Origin of the sequence: Psychrobacter sp. AOP7-B1-24 (assembly GCF_052376215.1) — a bacterium.
GTDB lineage: Bacteria > Pseudomonadota > Gammaproteobacteria > Pseudomonadales > Moraxellaceae > Psychrobacter.
This window is the reverse complement of sequence record NZ_JBQSVL010000119.1, coordinates 1-5,248: the sequence shown is the minus strand read 5'-3', so window position 1 is coordinate 5,248 and position 5,248 is coordinate 1. Positions and strand designations below refer to the sequence as shown.

The 5,248-nt window shown below is 34.9% G+C and carries 4 protein-coding genes; all 4 read left to right on the top strand.

What is annotated here, in order from left to right:
- Positions 1–391 (top strand): hypothetical protein (locus tag ACT3QP_RS14035; RefSeq protein ID WP_444525933.1); only part of this gene is annotated, 391 nt, incomplete at its 5' end.
- Positions 392–412: 21 nt separating this feature from the next.
- Entirely contained in the window at positions 413–2,248 is a 1,836-nt protein-coding gene (locus ACT3QP_RS14030; RefSeq protein ID WP_444525932.1) for an ATP-dependent nuclease, read from the top strand.
- The gene (locus ACT3QP_RS14025) at positions 2,245–4,161 is read left to right on the top strand and encodes an ATP-dependent helicase (RefSeq protein WP_444525931.1); all 1,917 of its coding nucleotides are present in this window, start codon (positions 2,245–2,247) and stop codon (positions 4,159–4,161) included. The genes ACT3QP_RS14030 and ACT3QP_RS14025 overlap by 4 nt, the downstream gene beginning before the upstream one ends.
- Positions 4,162–4,173: 12 nt before the next feature.
- A partial coding sequence (locus ACT3QP_RS14020; protein ID WP_444525930.1) for a site-specific DNA-methyltransferase occupies positions 4,174–5,248 on the top strand: 1,075 nt, incomplete at its 3' end.

Below are 5,248 nucleotides of genomic sequence, written 5' to 3'. Positions count from 1 at the left end.
CGATTTTCTTAATGACTTCTCTTTGGTGAATGTCTCAAGTCTTAATTATTTTGAGCTCTATCAAGATCTTATCTCAATGCTGATTGGATTAAAGGCTAGTAGGATTTCTGGGAACTACAAATCCAAGAGCTCTTCAATATCTCAAAGTGATAATAAGCCTGAAGCGCAACTAAATATTGAACAAAATACAAAGTTAGCTAGCTCGAATTTTTCTAAGAAGAGTAACGAAGATAAAACAGCTTTACTTCAGAAATTAGAAGGATTGGAGGCAGAACTAGCGAGTATAAGAAATAAGATTAAAAAAGAAACACAGATGAACGTCAAAATGCGTCTCAACATTGAAGCTAAGAACATTAAAAACTTGATCAGTAAATTGAAATATTCTTTGTAAATACTAAGGTAATTAGGTTCTATGGCTATTCTAATTAATGTAGTAAGAATTTCTGGGTTTAGAGGAATCTCAAACTTAGAGATAACTTTACCCAAAGTTGCAGTTCTTATAGGTCAGAACAATGCAGGTAAAACTTCTATTATAAAAGCGTTGCAGCTTGCTCTTGGCGATTATGGAAGACACTTAACAGATGAAGATTTTTACATTAATAGTAATGACAGTGTATGCTCAGAAATTATTGTGGATATCTCTATTGTCCCTGTAGATGAGAATAGTCAAAGAACAGATATGTTCTCTGATGAATGGATTGAGGTTTTTGGTGACTGGGTTCAAGCTGATATTGAAGAAAATGACTTCGTAGCAATAAGAACGATTTGTGAAAAAGACAGTGTTAAAGGCGGCTTTAAAGTTAGTCGCTACCCGTTATCTCGATGGCCTAGATTTGAAAATTGGACAGATGAATCAGCTAAGATAAATAATAAAATTTCAAAGCTTGTCGATGCTATACCATTTATTGCTATAGATGCTCAGAGAGATATTTGTCAGGATTTACGTGAGAAAAATTCTTATATGGGTAAGGTTTTATCTGACATAAGTTTTGAAAGTGATGATAAAGAAGCTCTTGAAGACCTGATAGCAGAACTCAATGAACGTGCAGTAGAGAAAAGTACAGTCTTAAGTGAGTTGGGAAAACATCTTGATTTATTAAATCAATCATTTGAAGGTCAAGGTCAAACCGATATAACACCATTTCCTAAAAAAATAAGAGATTTATCAAAGCGGTTTTCAATTCATTTTGGTGAAGATGAAGCGAACTCATTTTCTATGGAATATCATGGAATGGGAACGAGAAGTTGGGCTTCTATGCTCACAGTAAAAGCATTCATAGATGTTTTGGAGAAAAAGCATGTAGAGGAGGAAGAGTGCTTTTTCCCTATCATTGCAGCAGAAGAACCTGAAGCACACTTACACCCAAATGCTCAACGAACACTTTATAAGCAATTGACTGATATTAAGGGGCAAACGATCATAAGCTCTCATTCTCCTTACTTGGCTGCATTGGCAAATCAACAAGACTTGAGAGTAATAGCTAAAAGTAATGGTCAAGGTATTCGTGTTTTTTCTCTAAATCAAGCTTTACAACCAGAAGAGCTAAGAAAAATTCATCGTGAGGTTATTCATTCTAAGGGTGAATTGCTGTTCTCTACTGCAATAGTCTTGTCAGAAGGAGAGACTGAAGCTCAGGCTCTCCCATTATTGTTTGAAAGATATTTTTCTAAAGCCCCTTTTAACTTAGGAATAAATTTCATTGGAGTTGGTGGGTCAGGTTCAAAATATAAGCCATATTTAACATTTGCCAGAGATTTCAATATACCTGTTTTTATCTTTTCAGATGGGGAAGAAAAACCAATAAAAGAATTACAAAAAGTATTTGATTCCTTGTTTGGAGGGATAGATATAACGACTGCTACAAACGTAACAATACTGGAAGATACTGATTTCGAAGGGTATTTGCTAGACAGTGGTTTTCAAGGAGAGATCGAGACCGCCATAAAAGCATATGATGGTGATGACAGAATTACCAAGTATATTTCAAACAAACAAGGTAACCAGACTAAGGCTGTAATCTCAGATAAGCCACGATGTGAGACTTGCAATCAGCCAATTTATGAATGTGGTATATACGATTATTCTGATGATGATGGTTATAAAAAAGCAATTTTGGAAATTTTAGATTCTGACAAAACTAAATACGCTAAAGTTGTTGCTGATCACTTAAGCACTCTAGAGCCTGAAGCTTTGCCACCTAAAATTATTGCATTGTTTGAGCAAATTAAAGCAGGAGCAGAACTATGATTTCTTTATCCCCCTCACAGCAAGAGATTGTAGAATTTGACATTAAATCAGCAATTCAAGTCCTAGCTTCTGCTGGTTCGGGTAAAACGAGAGTCTTGACTGAAAGAATTAGATATATTCTTAATAATACTAAGAAGGATAAGGTGTTAGCTCTTACTTTCACGAACAAGGCAGCTCAAGAAATGCAAGAGCGTTTGGCTGATTTTATTGGAGTAGAAGAGCGTACTTGGGTATCTACAATTCATTCAGTTTCTCAAAGTATTATAGAAAGTTATGGACATACTATTGGCTTGTCCAACGACTTGCATATCTATGAGCGAGATCAGGACCGAATGGAGCTGTTTTTACAGTCATTGAGAGACAGTAATATTGATGTAGATGAGTATTTAAACATAAATGACCCTGCTGAAAAGCGTAAGCGAAATCAGGTCATGCAAGGTTATATGAATGCTTTTGCTGAAATTAAGAGAGAGTTACTAACTGAGCGTGATGAAATTGAAACTCGATTTCCGAATGAGCCACGGTTTTATGATATCTACCAAGATTATCAAGAAGCATTATTAAACAGTGGTGGTATAGATTTTAATGATATTTTGTTCTTAGCTTATAGAATCTTAAATGAAAATTCTAACATCGCCAGAACATATCAGATTATGTATAAACATGTGTGTGTTGATGAAGCTCAAGACTTAAATAAAGCTCAATATGAACTGATAAAGGTTTTTTGTGGGCAGCGGATTAAAAGTATCTTGATGGTAGGAGATCCTAATCAAATGATTTATGGGTTCAATGGATCAAAAGATTACTTTGAAAAAGATTTCTTAAGTGATTTTGAGCCTAAAACATTCACTTTGAGAGAAAACTATCGAAGTAGCAAAGAAGTGATTAAGTTGGCGAATGTGATTAAGCCTAACTCTCAGATTAACCATCAAGCGGCATTCAATGGACGTGCAATAATACAACCGTGTTTAAATGAAGAGGTTGAGGCGAACTGGTTGATTAGAGCCATTAAAGGTCTTTTAGAGGCAAAAGAGCATAATGAGATAGAGGGTGATATTTCTCTAGAAAAGATGGTTGTTATAGGACGAAATAAATTTGTTTTTAACAGGTTAAAAGAAAAGCTTGATGAAAATAATATTATATATCACCTTAATAAAGGTGAAAGACAAGCTGAACCTGATTCTTTGTTCGGCAGAGTTTTAGATTACGCAATTCGTTTGAAGTTAAATCCTAAAGATTGGATCGATGGAAAGAAGCTGTGCTCTTTGTTGAAAGTTCAACAGCCTGACCAGTGGAATGACAATAACCTTCTACTTGCTTGGTCGCAGTTAATTGAGTCATCAGATCTACCGTTAGCACACGCACAAGCTTTTCTCTTACAAGAGATTCACAAAATAGATGCTGAACAACCAAATATCCGTAAATTTTGTACGGCTCTTAAGGATAAGTTGGATGAATATAATTTAGTAAGACTTACTGAGAAAGAACAGGTTGAATTAGTCATTAGTATTCAGGAACTTGATGAGTTCCAAAAAAGATGGACTACTTTTAGACGTAGAAGTTTAGGTGTAAGTCTTAAGTCATTTGTAAATGCAATGACATTAGGAAAACTCGACTCTGCAACACAAGGTCAAGGTTTAACACTAAGTACAGTCCATACAATGAAAGGTTTAGAAAAAGATATCGTCTTTCTAATTGGTATGTGTGATGGAGTATTTCCAGACTACCGAGCAACGAGCCCAAAAGATTTGAATGAAGAAAAAAACAATGCTTTTGTTGCAGTAACACGAGCAAAAAGATGGTTATACATTAGTTACCCACAATACCGAATGATGCCTTGGGGTAAAGCTAAGTTTCATCAAGCTTCTAGATTCATCAACACCTTGTCGGCTAACCCAATAATTAACGAATAAAAGCGAAAATTTATGAAAGATCAAGTTATAGATAAAATTACTGGCGATAGCCCAGAAGCGAAAAGCTTAGACATTACGCAGCAAAACATTGAGCAACTTAAGCAGCTTTTTCCTGATGTTTTTTCTGAAGATAAAATTGATTTTGAGGCTCTTAAAGCAGTTTTAGGAGAAGAGGTTGATGACTCAGAAGAGCGATACAACTTTACATGGAATGGCAAGACCAAAGCGCGTCAAATCGCTCAAACCCCTTCAACAGGTACATTAAGACCTTATACCGAGGAAAGCGTAAACTGGAATACGACAGAAAACCTATTTATTGAAGGTGACAATCTTGAGGTTCTTAAGTTATTGCAAAAGTCTTACCATAAGAAGGTTAAGATGATTTTTATTGATCCTCCATATAACACTGGTAATGAATTTGTATATGAAGATGATTTTTCAGATGGAATTAAATCCTATTTAAAATTAACTAATCAGGTTGATTCTGATGGTAATAGCTTCTCAACAAATAGAGACGAGTCAGGTAGATACCACTCAAAGTGGTTGGACTTAATGTATCCTCGCCTTAAACTAGCAAGAAACTTGCTTTCTAACGATGGTGCTATTTTTATAGCAATTGATGATAACGAAGTCGTTAATTTAAGAAAATTATGTGATGAAATATTTGGTGAGAATAACTTTCTAGCGAATATAGTTTGGCAGCATAGTGTGCAACCAAAAGGTTATTCCGGTATATTTTCAGTACATCATAATCATATACTATGTTATCAAAAATCAGAAGACTTCGAGTTATGCTCATTAGAAAGAACAGATGAAGATAATAAGAACTATTCGAATCCTGATAATGATCCGAGAGGCTATTGGAGGAAAGGTGATGTTCGAAATGCACTCTATCGTCCAAACCTTAAATATCCTGTAATAACTCCTAGCGGAAAAGAAATTTTACCTCCTGAAAATGGTTGGAGGTGGAGTAAAGAAACTTTAAAAAGTAAAATAAATTCTGGTGAGATTTATTTTAATGAAGATGAGACTAGGTTTACAAGGAAGATATATCTAGATAGTTTAGATGGTAGAACACCTGAAACTA